General features: G+C 70.6%; 14 protein-coding genes and 1 pseudogene. 5 read left to right on the top strand and 10 right to left on the bottom strand.

The features are described 5' to 3' along the window. Position 1: 1 nt before the first annotated feature. From mmsA to ABZ930_RS10230, 4 genes and pseudogenes are all read left to right on the top strand, one after another. Positions 2–1,552: a multiple monosaccharide ABC transporter ATP-binding protein gene (gene mmsA, locus ABZ930_RS10245; RefSeq protein ID WP_361544580.1), complete on the top strand. Its 1,551-nt coding sequence runs from the start codon at positions 2–4 to the stop codon at positions 1,550–1,552. After that, the gene (mmsB, locus tag ABZ930_RS10240) at positions 1,549–2,793 is read left to right on the top strand and encodes a multiple monosaccharide ABC transporter permease (RefSeq protein ID WP_361544577.1); all 1,245 of its coding nucleotides are present in this window, start codon (positions 1,549–1,551) and stop codon (positions 2,791–2,793) included. The genes mmsA and mmsB overlap by 4 nt, the downstream gene beginning before the upstream one ends. Positions 2,794–2,921: 128 nt before the next feature. After that, on the top strand, positions 2,922–4,070 hold the full coding sequence (locus tag ABZ930_RS10235; RefSeq protein ID WP_361544574.1) for an aldose epimerase family protein: 1,149 nt from the start codon (positions 2,922–2,924) through the stop codon (positions 4,068–4,070). 83 nt (positions 4,071–4,153) lie between these two features. After that, positions 4,154–5,359: pseudogene (locus ABZ930_RS10230) on the top strand (histidinol-phosphate transaminase); the annotation flags it as partial. A 33-nt stretch (positions 5,360–5,392) separates the two neighbouring features. Here ABZ930_RS10230 and ABZ930_RS10225 read toward each other — a convergent pair. From ABZ930_RS10225 to ABZ930_RS10185, 9 genes are all read right to left on the bottom strand, one after another. Further along, complete coding sequence (locus ABZ930_RS10225) at positions 5,393–5,851, bottom strand: Rrf2 family transcriptional regulator (protein ID WP_361544571.1); 459 nt, start codon at positions 5,849–5,851, stop codon at positions 5,393–5,395. Continuing rightward, positions 5,848–6,774: a sulfite exporter TauE/SafE family protein gene (locus ABZ930_RS10220; protein ID WP_361544568.1), complete on the bottom strand. Its 927-nt coding sequence runs from the start codon at positions 6,772–6,774 to the stop codon at positions 5,848–5,850. Before ABZ930_RS10220 ends, ABZ930_RS10225 begins: the two co-directional genes overlap by 4 nt. A 128-nt stretch (positions 6,775–6,902) precedes the next feature. Continuing rightward, entirely contained in the window at positions 6,903–8,159 is a 1,257-nt protein-coding gene (locus ABZ930_RS10215; protein WP_361544935.1) for a peptidase S8, read from the bottom strand. Between the two features lie 267 nt (positions 8,160–8,426). Continuing rightward, complete coding sequence (locus tag ABZ930_RS10210; protein WP_361544565.1) at positions 8,427–9,932, bottom strand: alpha-N-arabinofuranosidase; 1,506 nt, start codon at positions 9,930–9,932, stop codon at positions 8,427–8,429. 32 nt (positions 9,933–9,964) lie between these two features. Then, a complete protein-coding gene (locus tag ABZ930_RS10205) occupies positions 9,965–10,840 on the bottom strand; it encodes a carbohydrate ABC transporter permease (protein WP_361544562.1) in 876 nt (291 codons plus the stop codon). After that, positions 10,837–11,781: a sugar ABC transporter permease gene (locus ABZ930_RS10200; RefSeq protein WP_361544559.1), complete on the bottom strand. Its 945-nt coding sequence runs from the start codon at positions 11,779–11,781 to the stop codon at positions 10,837–10,839. Before ABZ930_RS10200 ends, ABZ930_RS10205 begins: the two co-directional genes overlap by 4 nt. After that, positions 11,778–13,127: an extracellular solute-binding protein gene (locus ABZ930_RS10195; protein WP_361544556.1), complete on the bottom strand. Its 1,350-nt coding sequence runs from the start codon at positions 13,125–13,127 to the stop codon at positions 11,778–11,780. The genes ABZ930_RS10200 and ABZ930_RS10195 overlap by 4 nt, the downstream gene beginning before the upstream one ends. A 235-nt stretch (positions 13,128–13,362) precedes the next feature. Next, a complete protein-coding gene (locus tag ABZ930_RS10190; RefSeq protein ID WP_361544553.1) occupies positions 13,363–14,202 on the bottom strand; it encodes an SMP-30/gluconolactonase/LRE family protein in 840 nt (279 codons plus the stop codon). Next, positions 14,199–14,972, bottom strand: coding sequence for an IclR family transcriptional regulator (locus ABZ930_RS10185; protein WP_361544550.1), 774 nt, complete (start codon positions 14,970–14,972; stop codon positions 14,199–14,201). The genes ABZ930_RS10190 and ABZ930_RS10185 overlap by 4 nt, the downstream gene beginning before the upstream one ends. Before the next feature lie 114 nt (positions 14,973–15,086). Between ABZ930_RS10185 and ABZ930_RS10180 the strand changes: the two genes are divergently transcribed. Beyond that, on the top strand, positions 15,087–15,692 hold the full coding sequence (locus ABZ930_RS10180; RefSeq protein WP_361544547.1) for a hypothetical protein: 606 nt from the start codon (positions 15,087–15,089) through the stop codon (positions 15,690–15,692). On the opposite strand, the gene ABZ930_RS10175 is transcribed toward ABZ930_RS10180, so the two are convergent. Further along, on the bottom strand, positions 15,676–16,548 hold the full coding sequence (locus ABZ930_RS10175; RefSeq protein ID WP_361544545.1) for a hypothetical protein: 873 nt from the start codon (positions 16,546–16,548) through the stop codon (positions 15,676–15,678). The genes ABZ930_RS10180 and ABZ930_RS10175 overlap by 17 nt on opposite strands. Positions 16,549–16,647 lie beyond the last annotated feature (99 nt).

The following is a 16,647-nucleotide window of genomic DNA, read 5'->3' as shown; positions in this document are numbered from 1 at the left end:
CATGGCGGGACCCGTCCTGGAAATGCGCTCGATCGTCAAGACCTTCCCGGGCGTCAAGGCGCTGTCGGACGTCTCTCTGAGCGTCCGCGCGGGCGAGGTCCACGCCATCTGCGGGGAGAACGGCGCCGGAAAGTCCACCTTGATGAAGGTGCTCTCCGGCGTCCACCCGCACGGAAGTTACGACGGGGAGATCCTCTTCGAGGGTGAGCCCTGTCAGTTCAAGGACATCAACGCCAGCGAGAAGCGCGGCATCGTCATCATCCACCAGGAGCTGGCCCTGGTCCCGTACCTGTCGATCGCCGAGAACATGTTCCTCGGCAACGAGCACGCCTCGCGCGGGCTCATCGACTGGCACGAGACCCTCGGGCACGCCACGCGCCAGCTGCGCCGGGTGGGTCTGGACGAGAACCCCAACACCGCCGTCGCCGACATCGGGGTGGGCAAGCAGCAGCTCGTGGAGATCGCCAAGGCGCTCTCCAAGGAGGTGAAGCTGCTCATCCTCGACGAGCCGACCGCCGCGCTGAACGACGAGGACTCCGACAAACTCCTCGATCTGATCCTGGAGTTGAAGAACCAGGGCATCACCTCGATCATCATCTCCCACAAGCTCAACGAGATCCGCAAGGTCGCCGACTCGGTGACGATCCTGCGGGACGGGCGCACCGTCGAGACGCTGGACGTGAAGGCCGCGGAGACCAGTGAGGACCGGATCATCTCCGGGATGGTCGGCCGCGACCTCGACCACCGATTCCCCGACCGCACCCCGCACCACGCCGAGGCCGGCGCCGCGCCCGCCCTGGAGATCCGCAACTGGAAGGTGCACCACCCCATCGACCGCGAGCGCAAGGTCGTCGACGACGTCTCGCTGCACGTGCGCCGGGGCGAGATCGTCGGCATCGCGGGGCTGATGGGCGCGGGCCGCACCGAGCTGGCGATGAGCGTCTTCGGGCGCACGTACGGCCGGTACACGGGCGGCACGGTCCTCAAGGACGGCGAGGAGATCCGGACCCGGCACGTCTCCGAAGCGGTCGGCCACGGGATCGCGTACGCCACCGAGGACCGCAAGCACTACGGCCTCAACCTCATCGACACCATCCACCGCAACATCTCGCTCGCGGCGCTCGGCAAGGTCGCCAAGCGCGGCATCGTCGACGAGCACGGGGAGCGGCAGGTCGCCGAGGAGTACCGGAAGTCGATGAACATCAAGGCCCCGACGGTCTTCGAACCGGCGGGCAAGCTGTCGGGCGGCAACCAGCAGAAGGTCGTCCTCAGCAAGTGGATCTTCGCGGGCCCGGAGATCCTCATTCTCGACGAGCCGACCCGCGGCATCGACGTGGGCGCCAAGTACGAGATCTACACGGTCATCGACAAGCTGGCCGCCCAGGGCAAGGCCGTGGTCTTCATCTCCTCCGAGCTGCCCGAGCTGCTCGGCATGTGCGACCGCATCTACACGATGGCCGCGGGCCGCCTGACCGGCGAGGTGCCGCGCGCCGAGGCGACGCAGGAATCGCTGATGCGCCTGATGACGAAGGACAAAGAGGTAGCGCGATGAGTACGGACGTCACGAAGACCCCGGCGGCGGCCCCGCCGGGCAAGGGCGGGTCCTCCGACGCGGAGGGCGGTCTTCTCGGCCTGGTCGTGGACGGGCTGCGCCGCAACATGCGCCAGTACGGCATGCTGATCGCGCTGGGGCTGCTCATCGCGGTGTTCGCCGTGTGGACCGACGGCACCCTGATCACCCCGCACAACGTCTCCAACCTGGTCCTGCAGAACTCCTACGTGCTGATCCTCGCGATCGGCATGATGCTGGTGATCATCGCGGGCCACATCGACCTGTCCGTCGGATCGCTGACGGCGTTCGTCGGGTCGACGGCCGCCGTACTGATGGTCAACAACGACGTCTCCTGGCCGATCGCCCTGATCGTGTGCCTGGTGATGGGCGGGGCGGCCGGTTCCCTCCAGGGCTACTTGATCGCGTACGGCGGCATACCGTCGTTCATCGTGACGCTGGCCGGGATGCTGGTGTGGCGCGGACTCACCGAGATCCTGCTCAAGGGGCAGACCCTCGGCCCGTTCCCGTCCAACATCGGCGACCTGGGCAACGGCTTCCTGCCGGAGGTCGGCCCGAACACCAACTACCACAACCTGACGCTGCTGTTCGGCATCCTGCTCGCCGCCTCGGTGGCCTGGCAGGAGGTGCGCGACCGGCGCCGGCAGCGGGAGTTCTCCCTCGACGTGGTGCCCCGCAACCTCTTCATCCTGAAGCTGGTCGCGATCGTCGCGGCGATCGCCGTCGTCACCCTGCTGCTCGCCAGCTACAAGGGTGTGCCGATCGTGCTGCTGATCCTCGGTGTGCTGGTCGTCGGCTACGGCTACCTGATGCGCAACTCCGTCTTCGGACGCCACATCTACGCCATCGGCGGCAATCTGCCGGCGGCCAAGCTGTCCGGCGTCAAGGACAAGCGGGTCACCTTCTACGTCTTCCTGAACATGGGGGTGCTCGCCGCCCTGGCCGGTCTGGTGGTCGCCGCGCGGCTGAACGCGGCCTCGCCCAAGGCGGGGCTCAACTTCGAACTGGAGGCCATCGCGGCGTCGTTCATCGGCGGCGCGTCGATGAGCGGCGGTGTCGGCACCGTGCTCGGCGCCATCATCGGTGGTCTCGTGCTCGGTGTGCTGAACAACGGCATGAACCTGCTGGGCGTCGGCTCCGACTGGCAGTCGGTGATCAAGGGGCTCGCGCTGCTCGCCGCCGTTGGCTTTGACGTCTGGAACAAGCGGCGCGGGGGGCGGTAGCCCTTCTCGCCGTGGGGCCGCGGTCGGTTGTCGGCCTACGCGCCGTCGTGGCTTGTCGCGCAGTTCCCCGCGCCCCTTCGGGGCGCGGGGGCCCACAAATGCACCTTCGTCGAATGGAGAGCCGCTTCATGAGTACGAGCAGACGTGCAGTTCTGGCCGGGGCCGCCGCGGCGGGCCTCGCCGTCGCCGCCCCGGGCACGGCATCCGCGCACAGCCGCAAGGCCCCCACCAAAGAGCTGTTCGGCGCCCTTGCCGACGGCACCAAGATCTACCGCTGGAGTCTGGAGAACGGCGGGACCCGGCTGGGGGTCCTCTCCTACGGCGGGATCGTGCAGTCCCTGGAGATCCCGGACCGCCACGGCCGGTACGCGAACGTCTCCCTGGGCTACGACACCCTCGCGGCCTACGTCGCGGGCACCACCTTCTTCGGCGCGACCATCGGCCGCTACGGAAACCGTATCGCCAAGGGGAAGTTCACCCTCGACGGCACCGCCCACCAGCTGTCGGTGAACGACGGGGCGAACTCGCTGCACGGCGGCGCCAAGGGCTTCAACACCCGGGTGTTCGACGTGGAGGGCTTCACGTCCGGCCCGGACGTCGGCCTGCACCTGTACTACACCTCGGCCGACGGCGAGATGGGCTACCCGGGCACGCTGCGGACCCGGGTCACCTTCACGCTGACGGCGTCCGGCGACTGGCGGATCGACTACCGGGCGACGACCGACCGGGCCACGGTCGTGAACCTGACGAACCACACGTACTACAACCTCGCGGGCGAGGGCAGCGGATCGGTGTACGACCACGAGCTGACGGTCGCCGCCGCCCGCTACACGCCCACCGACGCCGGCCTCATCCCGACCGGCGAGCTCGCGAAGGTCGCGGGCACGCCCTTCGACTTCCGGCGGGCCAAGGCGATCGGCCGGGACATCCGCGCCGGTCACCCCCAGCTGGTCACCGCCAAGGGCTTCGACCACAACTTCGTCCTCGACAAGGGCGTCACGTCCGGGCCGCGGCACATCGCGACGCTGCGCGACCCGGGCTCCGGCCGCACCCTGAGGATCGCCACCGACCAGCCGGGCGTGCAGTTCTACTCCGGCAACTTCCTCGACGGCACCCTCGTCGGCCCGTCCGGGCGCACCTACCGGCAGGGCGACGGCCTGTGCCTGGAGACCCAGCACTTCCCGGACTCGCCGAACCGGCCGTCGTTCCCGTCCACCGTGCTGCGGCCCGGCGAGACCTACCGCACGACGACCGTGCACACGTTCAGCACCACGTGAGCGCCACCTGAGCACCTGCCGTTGAACGCTGCCCCGCCCGTGTCCGTAACTCCACCCGACACGGATACGGGCGGAGGCAGTTGATGAGCGCGAGCGTCGTTTCGCTGTTCCAGGGCAGTACGGCCCACTCCCCTTCCTACGGCCAGCTCACGCGGGCCGGGGCGGCGGCGGGGACCGGCGGGGCCGTCACCGACTTCTGCATCCCCTGCAACCCGTACTTCCCGACGCCCGCGATGCTGGACGCGCTGCGCGGCCGGCTGCACGAGATCCTCACGTACTACCCGAGCGACGCCTCCACGATCACGGCCGAGCTGTGCCAGGTCCTCGGCCTCAACCCGCAGACGGTCGCGATGGGCAACGGCTCCACCGAACTCATCACGTGGATCGACCACTTGCTCGTACGGGAGTCGCTGGCGGTCCCCGTGCCGACGTTCGGCCGCTGGACCGACCAGCCGATGGAGACGGGCAAGCGCGTCGACATGTTCCCGCTGCCGGAGCGCGACGGCTTCGCCCTGGACCCGGGCGCGTACGCGGAGTTCCTGCACGCGCGCGGCTCGCGGGTCGCGGTGGTCTGCAATCCCAACAACCCCGACGGCGGCCTGCTCCCCCGCCGCGCGCTGCTCGCCCTCCTCGACGAACTGCGCCATCTGGACCTGGTCGTCGTCGACGAGTCGTTCCTGGACTTCGCCGACGGCGGGGTCGACGGCGGCTCCCCGAGCATCGTCCACGAGGCGGTGCTGCGGCCCAACGTCATCGTGCTGCGCAGCCTCGGCAAGAACTTCGGGCTGCACGGCATCCGCTTCGGCTACCTCGTCGCGAACCCCGGGCTCGCCGGGCGGGTGCGCGCGGCCCTGCCCAAGTGGAACCTCAACTCCTTCGCGGAGACGGTGGTGTTCATGCTGCGCGAGCACCGCCAGGAGTACGCCGACAGCATCCGGCAGGTGTGCCGCGACCGCCAGGACATGCGCTGGCACCTGTCCCGGCTGCCCGGCCTGACCGTCTATCCGTCGCAGGGCAACTTCCTGTACGTGCGGCTGCCGGACGGCGTCGACGGCACCGTGGTCCGCGACCGCCTCCTGGAGCGGCACGGGGTGCTGGTCCGCGAGTGCGGCAACAAGATCGGCTCGTCCAGTGGCTTCCTGCGCCTCGTGGTGCGCCCCCAGACCGACGTCATGCGCCTGGTGTCCGGTCTGGAGGGCGTGCTCGGCGCGGGGAGAGGAGCCGCCGTGCCCGAGCTGGGCGGAGGGACCGCCTACAGCTCGGGCACGGCGGCGGTGGACCGGATCGTCACGGGGTTCCCCGGGTGAGCCCGGCCGGCCGCGTCAGGGGTTGTGCCAGGCCGCCGGGTCCTCGGCCAGCTGCCGCACCGGGTCGGGGAGCCGGTCGTGGGCGAGGTCGTCGAGGGTGACGCCTTCGAGGATCTTGCGGACGTTGGCCCGCAGCGCCACCCACAGCGGGAGCAGCGGTTCGGCGGCGCCGCTGTAGGCGAGGGCGCTGGGCCGCTCGCCGCGCACCGAGACGATGGGGCCCTCGACGGCGCGCACGACATCGGCGACGGTGATCTCGTCGGCGGCGCGGGCCAGCAGATAGCCGCCGTTGCCGCCGCGCCGGCTGAGCACGATGCCGCCGCGCCGCAGATCGCTGAGGATGCCCTCCAGGAACTTGTGCGGGATGTCCTGGGCGGCGGCGACGGCCTCCGCCTTGACCGGTTCTGCGCCGCCGCGGACGGCCAGCTCCAGGCTCGCGCGCACGGCATAGTCGGCTCGGGCTGAAATCCTCATGCCGTCATTGTCGGGGACGGTTCCCGCTCCTCGGTCCGCTCGTCGTCGGGGCGGGCGGGCGCGGCGCGGCGGGTGCGCAGGGTCACGACGGCGCCGACGGCGGCGAGCGCCAGGCAGACCGCCACCAGCGGGGTGCCGGACACGCCCCACATGGCGAGTCCCGAGCCGGTGAGCAGCACGATGAGGGCCCAGCGCAGGGCGGGTCCGGAGACCCGGGTGGAGAGCAGGGCGCCGGCCACGACACCGGGGATCGCGCCGATCAGCAGGGTGCCGGTGAGGCCGAGGGACACGTCGCCGACGAGGAGGTGGCCGAGGGCGGCGGCGCCGACCAGCGGGACGGCCTGCACGAGGTCGGTGCCGACCAGGTGGTTCGCCCGGAGCCGGGGGTGGGCGAGCATCAGCATCACGATGATCAGGGAGCCGGAGCCGACCGAGGTCATCCCGACGACGACCCCGCCGACCAGTCCGATCAGCAGGGTGGCCACCGGCCTGACCCGCACCTCGGCGTCCTCGGCCGCGGCGGAGCCGAGGCCGCGGCGCCGGTCGAGCCACATCCGGGCGAGCATGCCGGTCACCGCGAGCAGCAGGGCGCCGCCGATGACGTACTTGACCCGGGTCTGGAGGGTGTCGCCGTCGCCGAGCGCCTGGAGCAGGAGGGCTCCGCCGAAGGCGGCGGGCAGGGCGGTGGGCAGCAGCCAGCGGACGATGTCCCAGCGGATCGTGCCCGCCTTGTGGTGCACGGCGGCGCCGAACGGCTTCATGAACAGGGAGGTGGCCAGGTCGCTGCCGATGGCGGCGGTGGGGTTGACCCCGAAGAACATGACCATGATCGGGGTCATGAGGGCGCCGCCGCCCATGCCGGTGAGTCCCACGGCGAGACCGACCAGGGCGCCGGCGACGACGATCGTCCACGAGAAGTCCATGGCGGCCACTATGCACACCATCCCTAGGGAAAAGGTATGAATAGCCGTCCGGTCTCACTGGGTGGAATCGGCGGTGCGGGCCGCGGCGCTTCCACGCCACGGCCCGCACCCCCCTCACGGGACGGCTGTCAGCCGGTGAAGCCGGACACGCCCTGCGGGGTGCCCCAGCCGGTCGGACCGTCGTAGCCGGTCTTCGCGGTGCACAGGTAGCTGCTGGAGCAGCTGCCGTTGTTGCCGGACGTGACGTCGTTCAGCGCGGAGGTCCCGGCCACGGCGTACGGGAACTTCGCCGGGTACGAGCTTGCCGACGGGACGCCGCCGAGCGCGTAGACCGCCGCGATGATCGGCGCGGAGGCGCTGGTGCCGCCGAAGGTGTACCAGCCGGCGGTGATGCCGTACGAGTCGTAGACGGAGACGCCGGTGGCCGGGTCGGCGACCGCGGCGACGTCCGCGATGGTCCGCTTCGCGCAGCCGGTGTCGGTCTGCCAGGCGGGCTTGGTGTCGTACGCGGAGCAGCCCGAGCCGGTGCCCTCGGTGCTGCTGGTCCGCCACACGGACTCGGTCCAGCCGCGGGTGGTGGAGGTGGCCTTGGTGAGGGCCGTGCCGCCGACCGCGGTGACGTAGCGGGAGGCCGCCGGGTACTCGGCGCCGTAGCCCTCGTCGCCCGCGCTGACGGTGATGGCGACGCCGGGGTGGTTGAAGTACGAGGAGTCGTAGGAGCTGTCCGAGGAGGACTCGGAGCCGCCGTAGCTGTTGGAGACGTACTTGGCGCCGAGGGTGACGGCCCGGTTCACGGCGGTGCCGAGGTTGGCCATCGTCGCGGACTTGGCCTCGACGAGCGTGATGTTGCACTTGGGGCAGACGGCGCTCGCCATGTCGAGGTCGAGGGAGATCTCCTCGGCCCAGCCGGTGTCGGCGGTGGGCAGGGACGTGGTGGAGCCGGTCTGGCTGACCTTCTTGAAGCAGCCGTTGGCCATGGTGCAGGCGGAAAGGCCGTAGTACGTACGGTACTTGGCGAGGTCGGCCTCGGCGTTCGGGTCGTCGTAGGCGTCGACGACGGCGATCGTCTCACCGGCGCCCTTCGCCGCGGCCGCCGAGGTCAGGCCGTAGGCGGCCTGGAGGTCGGTCGGCCCGTACCCGGAGGGGGTGGACGCGTCGGCCGCGTCGGGGGCGGCGTGCCCGGCCCTGGCGCGCTGGACGGCGTACGCGGTGGTGCCGCCGGTCACCCGCTTCGCGCCGCAGGCCATCTCGCCGGCCCTGGCGGGCTCGGAACAGGCTCGTTTCCAGGTCACGTGCGCCGTGGGCGAGGCGGCGGCGTCGGCCTGGGCCGCCGTGCCGAATCCGGCGAACACGAGGGCCGCGACGCCGAGGACGCCGGCGCCTATCCGGCCGCGGCGGTGCTTTCTTGGGGGGTGTGTGTCGCGCAACGTACTGCCTCCTGAGAAGGGTGGACAGGGGCGGTGCGGGTGCTGTGCGACCGCCGGTCCTGTGTCCCCGGCGGCCGCGACGATGCTTGCTTTGTTGCGCACACTTCAACAAGAGACAGCGGGGAGTCCAGGCCTCCGCTTTACCGAATCCGGTCCCTTCGACGAGGCGTAGATGGACGGTAGTTGACCGTGGTCACAGGAAACCCACGGTTTGCGCCCGCCGGTTCATCCCAGGCGGATCACGTTCCAGGACAGCGGCTCCAGGGTCGTCCGCAGCGTGCCGTCCTCCAGGACCGTCCCCGTCGTCACGTGCGGGGCGACCCGCTCGGGGTCGGCGAGGGTGTTGCGGGCGTCCGGGTCGGCGTCGGCCAGGACCGAGTGCTCGGTGACCGAGGTCAGGTCGAGTCCGCTGAGGGCGACTTCGAGGGGCAGCGGCTCCGTCTGGCTGCGGTTGACCGCGAAGACGGTGACCGTGCCGTCCTCCGCGCGGACCGCTGTCGCGTGCAGCAGATCGGCGGTGCCGTGCCGCGCGGTCTCGTACGTCGGTGAGTCGACGCGGACGTCGAGGACCTCGCCGCGGCCGTACTTCGCCGCCTGGGCGAACGGGAAGAACGTCGTCTGCCGCCAGGCCGGGCCGCCCGGCTCGGTCATGATCGGGGCGATGACGTTGACCAGTTGGGCGAGGCAGGCGACGGTGACGCGGTCGGCGTGGCGCAGCAGGGCGATCAGCAGCGAGCCGAAGACGACGGCGTCGGTGACCGAGTAGACGTCCTCCAGGAGGCGCGGGGCCTCGGGCCAGTCGAGCGCGGAGACCTGAGCCTCGGTGCGCGTCATGTACCAGACGTTCCACTCGTCGAAGGAGAGGTTGATCTTCTTCTTCGACTTGAGGCGGGCGCCGACGTGGTCGCAGGTCGCGACGACGTTCTCGATGAACGACTCCATGTCCACCGCGGAGGCGAGGAAGGAGTCGCGGTCGCCGTCGTGCTCCTCGTAGTAGGCGTGCAGCGAGATGTAGTCGACGAGGTCGTACGTCTCCTGGAGGACCGTCGACTCCCACGCGGCGAACGTGTCCATGCCCTGGCCGGAGCTGCCGCACGCGACGAGCTCGACGTCCTTGTCGATCTGGCGCATGGCGCGGGCGGTCTCGGCGGCGATCCGGCCGTACTCCTCGGCCGTCTTGTGGCCGGTCTGCCAGGGGCCGTCCATCTCGTTGCCCAGGCACCACAGGCGGATGCCGAAGGGGTCCTTGTCGCCGTGCTCGGCGCGCAGGTCCGAAAGCGCGGTCCCCGAGGGGTGGTTGGCGTACTCCTGGAGTTCGATCGCCTCGGCGACGCCGCGCGTGCCCAGGTTCACCGCCATCATCGGCTCGGCCTGCGGGCCGATCTTCCGCAGGAACGCGATGTACTCGGACAGGCCGAAGCGGTTCGACTCCGTGGTGCGCCAGGCGAGGTCGAGGCGGCGCGGACGGTCCTCGACCGGGCCGACCGAGTCCTCCCATTTGTAGCCGGAGACGAAGTTGCCGCCGGGGTAGCGGATGGCGGTGACGCCCAGCTCCCGTACGAGGTCGAGGACGTCGGTGCGCAGGCCCGCCTCGTCCGCGCTCGGGTGGTCCGGTTCGAAGACGCCGGTGTAGACGCAGCGGCCGAGGTGTTCCACGAACGACCCGAACAGGCGCGGGTCGACCGTGCCGATCGTGAAGGCGGGGTCGAGGGTGAAGCGTGCGGTGCTCAATGCGTTCCTTTCGTTGCGGGAGGCAGGTGCCGTCACTGTCCGGCGAGTCCCGTGTGGGCGACGCCCGCCACGATCTGCCGCTGGAAGAAGACGAAGACGACGATCAGGGGCAGGCCCGCCATCAGGCCGCCGGCCATGAGCTGGGCCCACTGGATGCCGTAGGAGTTCATGACGGTCGCGATGCCGTTCGGCATGGTCATCAGGTCGGGGTTGTTGGTGACCATGTACGGCCACAGGAAGTTGTTCCACGAGCTGATGAAGGTGAAGATGCCGACCGCGGCGAGCGAGGGGCGGGACAGCGGCAGGACGATCGTGAAGAAGACCCGCCAGCGGCCCGCGCCGTCGATGAAGGCGGCCTCCTCCAGTTCGCGCGGGATGCCCTGGAAGAACTTGTAGAGGATGTAGACCATCGCCGCGGGCGCGCACTGGGGCAGGATCATGCCCCAGTAGGTGTCGACCATCCCCATCTGCTGGACGGTGGTGAACAGGGGCACGCCGAGGACCGCCGGGGAGATCATCAGGCCCGACATCACCACGCCCATCAGCACGGACTTGCCCCTGAACTCCGTGCGGGCGAAGCCGTATCCGGCGAGGGCGGCGACCGTGAGCACGACGGCCGTCACGAGGACCGACACGACCAGCGAGTTCAGGAACCAGTCGCTGATGTTGCCGGTGTTCCACAGGCCCTTCCACGCCTGGACGGTCCAGGTCTTCGGCAGCCAGTGCGGCGGGATCTCGGCGGCCTCCGCCTCGGACTTGAGCGAGGTGAACAGGGCCGCGGCGATCGGCGCCACGAAGACGGCGGAGACGGCGGCGCCGAGGAGGGTCAGCACGATCTGGCCCGGCGTCCACGGCGTGCGGGATCTGACCACCCGTGTCTCAGTGGTGCTCGGCTCCGTGGTGCTCATCGGGTGCCCTCCTCACGGTTGCGCAGCAGCACCATCCGGCCGAGCGCGACGGCCGCGATGATCACGAAGAAGATGATGGACATCGCGGAGGCGTAGCCCACGCGGTAGCTGGTGAAGCCCTGTTCGAGGGTGTACTGGACGAAGGAGCGGGTGCTGGTCTCCGGTCCGGGGCCGAAGTCCATCATCACGACCGCCTGGTCGAAGAGCTGGAGCGAGGCGAGGATCTGGAGGGCGACGACGAGCCCGGTGATGTGGCGCAGCATCGGCAGCGTGATGTGGACGATCCGGCGCCAGGCGTTCGCGCCGTCCAGCTTCGCGGCCTCGTAGAGATGGGCGGGGATGCCCTGGAGCGCGGCCAGGTAGAGCAGGAAGGAGAAGCCGACGGTCCACCACAGGGTCTCGATGACGATGGCGAGCATCGCGTACGACTTGTCGGTCAGCCAGGGTGTGGTGAGTCCGAAGGTCTCGTTGAACAGGCCGATGCCCTGGGTGAACAGCCACTGCCACATGTTGGCCGCGACCGTCGACGGCAGCAGGAACGGGACGAAGAAGCAGAGCCGCCACAGCCACTTCCCGCGCTCGATGTGGTGGGCGAGCATCGCGAGGAGGAAGGCGAGGACGGTGATGCAGGGGACGACGAGGAGCGTGAAGTACGCGCTGTGGCCGAGGGCGTCCCACATCGCCGCGTCGTGCAGCGCCTCGCGGTAGTTGTCGAGGCCGACGAAGCTCGCGCCGTCGCCGGAGATGTTGGCGTCGGTGAGGCTGAGCCAGACGCCGCGCAGCAGCGGCCAGATCACGAACAGCGCGAACAGGAGCAGGAACGGGGCGATGAACCAGCCACCGTGCTGGAAGCCCTGCTTGCGGCGGACGGTGGCCGTCGCGGTCGCGCTGCTCGCCCGCGACGGCGGGAGCAGGGTCGTCTCCGCACTGGTCGTCGTCATGCGACGGCACCTCCTTGCGCGGCAGTCGTGCCGTCCATCGGGTTCTTCGAGGCGAGGAGCTTGCCCAGCTCCTTCTTCATGCGCTGGGCGACCGAGGCGGGCTTGGCGGAGCCCATCGTCGAGGAGACGACCATCGGGCCGAGGTCCTGGGCGAGCACGCCGGTGGAGCCCGCGAACCAGACCTTCGGCTCGGTGGCCTGGTGGTCCATGGCGGTCACGTACTCGTTGTTCGGGGTGAGCTTCTTGTACGCGGCCGTGGACAGCGTCGGCGTGTAGGCGGGGATGTGGCCGCCGGCCGCCCATTGCAGGGCGTGGGTGACGACGTAGGCGGCGAGTTCGTGGGCCGCCTCGTTCGTGGCGCCGCCGCGGCCCGACTGGTGCGGCAGGACGAACGAGTGGGACTCCGCGTGCGTGGCCTTCTTCCCGAAGACGGGCGGGAGCGGGGTCGCGCCGTAGTCCAGCTTCGCGCCGGAGAAGACCGGCACCGACCAGTTGCCCTCCCAGGTGAACGGGGCGCCGTTGATGAACTGTTCGCCGGTCGGGGCGCCCGGGATCACGTATCCGTCGGTGACGTGCTTGCGGAGGAACTCCAGGACCTCGGCGGCCTTGTCGGCGTCGAAGAGGACCTCGGTGTTCTCGTCGTCGAACCACTGCCCGCCGAGCTGGGTGTAGAAGGCGACGAAGAACCACCACTGGAAGTTCTGGTCGTTGGTCCACAGGCCGATGGTCTGCAGCCCCTTCTTCTGGACCTTCTTCGCCTTCTTCAGCACGTCGAACCAGTCGGCGGTGGAGGTGACGTCGATCATCCGGCCGTCGTCGCCGAGCAGGTCCGCCTTCTTCAGCACGTCCCTGCGGTAGAAGCAGAGCTGTACGTGGATGTCGAGCGGCAGGGCGTAGAGCTTGCCGTCGATCACGCCGCGGTTCCACAGCGCCGGGTTGTAGTCCGCCCTGCGCACGCCGTACTTGGCCAGCAGGTTCTCGTCCCACGGGTCGAGGAGGCGGCCGGGTGAGAAGCCCGCGACGCGGCCGAGGTGCATGACGCCGAGTTCGGGGGCCCGGTTGCCCGCGGCGGCCATCGCGAGCTTCGTGTAGAAGGGGTTGCCCCACTGGAGCGTGGAGTCCTTGACCGCGATGTCCGGGTGTTCCTTCCGGAAGGCGTCCAGCATCGCGATCATGTTGGAGCCGTCGCCGCCGCTGAAGAGGTTCCAGTAGCGCACGCGGGTGTCGGCGCCGGACGCGAGCGCGTCGGCTCCGGTGCCGAGCGCCGCGAAGGCGGCACTTCCGGCGACGGTCAACCCGCCTGCTGTGGCGAGAAGTTGCCTGCGATTCAGGCCAGGTCGTCCCATGCCCTGCCCTTACTGTTCGAAATGTCGAATGGTGCCCGTAACTTCGAACGGGACCGTAGATTCGAAGCGCTTCGACGTCAATGGTTCGCGCAGCAATTGCCGCGACCCGCCACAGGCGAAAGCCGCGGATGCGTCAGCCTGGTTCATGAGCAGACGCGTCCGCGGCTTTCGTCGTGACTGAGCCCGCCCACGCGGCGGAGCCGCATATCGACACGGCCCCGCGCCCCTGGCGGGGCTATCCGAAGGCGGGTTGAGGCAGGCCCTGGCCGATCCCCGGGAGGACCAGCAGCGATCCGGCGAGCGGGGTCGGGCGGTCCAGGCCCACCCGGGCCGTCGAGACGTACAGGTCGCGCAGGTCCGGGCCGCCGAAGGCGCAGGCGGTCGGGCGGCGCACGGGCAGCGGGACCACCCGGTCCAGGGCGCCGGACGGGGTGTACCGGCGCAGCGCGCCGCCGTCCCACAGGGCCACCCAGACACAGCCGTCGGCGTCCACGGTGAGCCCGTCAGGGAGGCCCGCGCCCTTCTCGACGGTCGCCAACTCCCGCCTGTTGGCGATGCGTTCGCCGTCCACGTCGAAGACGTCGATGCGGCTCGTCGCCGTGTCGACGTAGTACATGAGCGAGCCGTCGGGGCTCCAGCCGGTGCCGTTGGAGACGGTCACGTCGTCGAGGATCTCGGTCGCCGTGCCGTCGGGGGCGAGGCGGATCAGATTGCCGCCGCCGGGCCGCTCGTCGTACGCCATCGAGCCCGCCCACAGCGCGCCGTCGGGGGCGACCGCCGCGTCGTTGCCCCGGCGCCCGGGGACCGGCTCTCGGTGCAGCCAGCCGAAGGTGCCGTCCGGGGCGTAACGGCCCACTCCGTCACGGAGGTTGACGATCAGACAGCCGTCGGCGCCCGGCTTGGCGGCGCCCACGTGCTGCTCGGTCGCCAGGACCGTGCGACGACCGCTGCCGGGCTCGTAGGTGTGCACGCGCGAGCCGAGGATGTCGACCCAGATCAGCCGTCCGGCGGCCGCGTCCCAGGTGGGCCCCTCGCCGAGTTCGGCGGTCTCGCGCACCGCCGGCTCGGGTATCACGGCGTGCCCCGGTGGCCGAGGCGCTCGGACAGATCGGCCGCGCCCTTCGCGGCGAGCTGCGCCAGCTCCTCCTCGCGGGCGTCCGTCCAGCGGATCATCGGTACGGAGATGGAGAGCGCGGCGACGACCCGGTTGGTGCGGTCGCGCACGGGTGCGGCGACGCAGCTCACGTCCGGGTTCGACTCACGGCTCTCGACGGCGACCCCGCGCTCGCGGATCGCGTGCAGGGCCTCGCGTAGGGCGCCCGGGTCGGTGATCGAGTTCTCCGTCATCGCCGAGAGCGGGGCGTCGTCCGGGAAGCGGGCGGCCAGCTCGGGCTCGGGCAGGGACGCGAGGAGCATCTTGCCGACCGAGGTGCAGTGCGCGGGCAGCCGGCGCCCGGCCGCCGAGACCATCCGCACCGCGTGCGTGGAGTCGACCTTGGCGATGTAGATGACGTCGGTGCCTTCGAGGATCGCCACGTGTACCGTCTCGTCGCACGTCTCGGCGACCGAGCGCGCGACCTGCTGGCCCTCGGCGGCGAGATCGAGCTGCTCCGCGTACCGGCTGCCGAGCTGGTAGGGCCGCACCCCGAGCCGGTAGCGCCCGGGCTGGCCGGGGACCTGCACGATGTACGAACGGGCGGCGAGCGTGGTGACGAGCTCGTGGACCGTAGTGCGCGGCAGCTGTAGCTTGCGGACGATGTCGGGGGCGGACAGCGTGCCGTCCCCGTCGAGGAAGAGCTCCAGGATGTCCAGAGCCCGGGTCACGGCTGGTACGAGGCGTCCCACGACCGATCCCCTCCCTATGTTCGATATTTCAACTGACGGTCGGTATGGCGAACATAGGCTATGCACAGTGCCCTTGACCGGGCAATGGGCCGACGCTGCGCGACCATGGAGGGCATGCCGCGCCCCACACCGTCCCCAGGTCCCGCCGAACCCTTCACCCCGCTCCACTTCCAGCTGGTGCTGCTGCGCAGGATGGCCGACCACAACCCGGAGCTGGTCGAGACCGCCCGCGCCGACCTGGGCGTCTCCGTCGCCGAGATGCGGGAGGCGAACCGCCGCTGGCAGGCCATGGTCCGCTCGCCCCGGGCGCGGGCGGCCGTCTCCCGCTACCGCTCGGTCCTCGGCGCCCCCGAGCGCACGCTGATCCGGCGCATCGGGGACATGGAGTGCGAGGCGCTGCTGTGGCCGGTGCCTCTCTGGCCCGACCTGCGCTTCGAGGTGCTGCTCTCCCCGCAGGGCGCGGTGTGGAACGACTGGCTGATCCGCGCGCCCGGCGCCCCGGGCCCAGACCTGCGCACGCTCGACGACCTCGCCCCGTGGTCGTGCACGGTCGACGAGGCGGCCCGCGCCTTCGCCCCGGCCCGCCCCCTCGAAGGCTCGGCGCCGACCCGCTGGGGGCTGGCGTTCACGGCGCCGGATCCGTCGGGGACGCCGCGCGGGGTGCGGGCCGAGTTCACGTACGGGCTGCTTCAGCGCTGGACGCTCACGGGGCGGCCTTGAGGATCGCCTCGGCGACGGCCGGGAGGGATCCGGGGTGCACGGCGGCGAGGAACAGATTGGGCTCGACGAGTTCCAGCTCCATCACGCACGGCTGCCCGTCGGGGCCGTCCACCAGGTCGACGCGCGCGTAGAGCAGCTGCTCCGGGCCGCCCGGTACGGCAGCCAACGCCCGCTCGGCGACGGCATGTTCGGCGTCCGTGGGTTGCCACGGCTCCAGCGCGGGGTGCGCGAGCTTACGGGTGTCGAAGGCGACGCCCGGGGCCAGGACGGCGCCCTTGCGCACGGAGTGCAGGAACTGCCCGCCGTAGAACAGCACGGCGCGCTCGCCGCTGATGTCGATCCCGTCGATGTACGGCTGCACCATCGCGGTCAGCCCCTCGGCGTGCATGTGGACCAACTGCCGTAGCGCCGTGTCCCGTTCGCCCGGGGTGTAGCGGGCCGCGTACCGGGCGCCGGCGCCGGAGGCCGGCTTGACGACGTACGCGCGGTCGTCCGGCAGGTCGGGGGTCTCGCCGGGCGCGATGTACGCGGTGGGCACGGTGGGCACCCCGGCGGTGGCGAGTTCGCCGAGGTAGCGCTTGTCGGTGTTCCAGCGGAGCACGTCGACGGGGTTGGCGAGCCGGGTGACGGCGGCGCACCGCGCGGCCCACCGCAGGAACTCCGCGCGCCGCCAGCTGTAGTCCCAGGTGGAGCGCAGGACGACCAGGTCGAAGGCGGCCCAGTCGACGTCCGGGTCGTCCCATGCGACGGCGACGGCGTCGGCCCCGCGTCTCAGCTCCGCGACGAGCAGCGGCAGATCGCGGTCGACGCTGATCTCGGGGCCGGGCCGGCAAGTGACGAGAGCTATACGAGACATCCCCCGAGGCTACGACCTACCCACCCGACCACAGCCCGCTCACCACCCGGCGGGGCTTCCCGCGCAGTTCCCCGCGCCCCTAGGCAGTACTCCACCCGC

Source organism: Streptomyces sp. NPDC046716 (genome assembly GCF_040645755.1).
Taxonomy (GTDB): Bacteria; Actinomycetota; Actinomycetes; order Streptomycetales; family Streptomycetaceae; genus Streptomyces.
The sequence above is the reverse complement of the archived record's forward strand: the minus strand, read 5'-3'. Positions and strand labels throughout refer to the sequence as shown.